Annotated in this window: 1 pseudogene; it reads left to right on the top strand. The window is 77.7% G+C overall.

Features of this window, described 5'->3' with window-relative positions:
* A pseudogene (locus tag A9W96_RS03635) lies at window positions 1-520 on the top strand (hypothetical protein); the annotation flags it as partial.

Here is a 520-nt window from a genome sequence, read left to right as displayed (position 1 = left end):
CGCTGTCCAGGTTTCCGCACCGATGGTGGTGGGTGGCGCTGACCGACGAGGCATTCCCCCGCCTGGCGGTGGTGCGGGCGCCGCGACACGGGCGGGCCGTCGGCCCGTTTCGGGCCCGCGCCGACGCCGCCGACACCGCCGCCCTGCTGGCCCGGTTCACCGGCCTGCGCACCTGCACCAACCGGCTGGGGCGCTCGGCGTTGCACGGGCCGTCGTGCCCCGAGGCGGAGGTGTCGCCATGCCCGGCCGCGCGCGGCGTGACCGCCACCCAGTACGCCGGCGCCGTCGCGCGGGTCGCGGCGTTGATCGACGGCGCGGACAACGGCGCGCTGCGCTCGGCGGTGGACCAGGTCGGCGTGCTCGCGCAGCGGCATCACTTCGAGAGCGCCGCGCGGCTGCGCGACCGCATCGTCACCGCGGTCGAGACGCTGTGGCGCGGGCAGCGGCTGCGCGCGCTGACGGCGCTGCCCGAGCTGATCGCGGCCGCGCCCGACGGCCAGGGTGGCTATCAGCTGGCCGT

Source organism: Mycobacterium sp. 1245852.3 (assembly GCF_001669335.1).
Classification (GTDB): domain Bacteria; phylum Actinomycetota; class Actinomycetes; order Mycobacteriales; family Mycobacteriaceae; genus Mycobacterium; species Mycobacterium europaeum_A.
The sequence above is the reverse complement of the archived record's forward strand: the minus strand, read 5'-3'. Positions and strand labels throughout refer to the sequence as shown.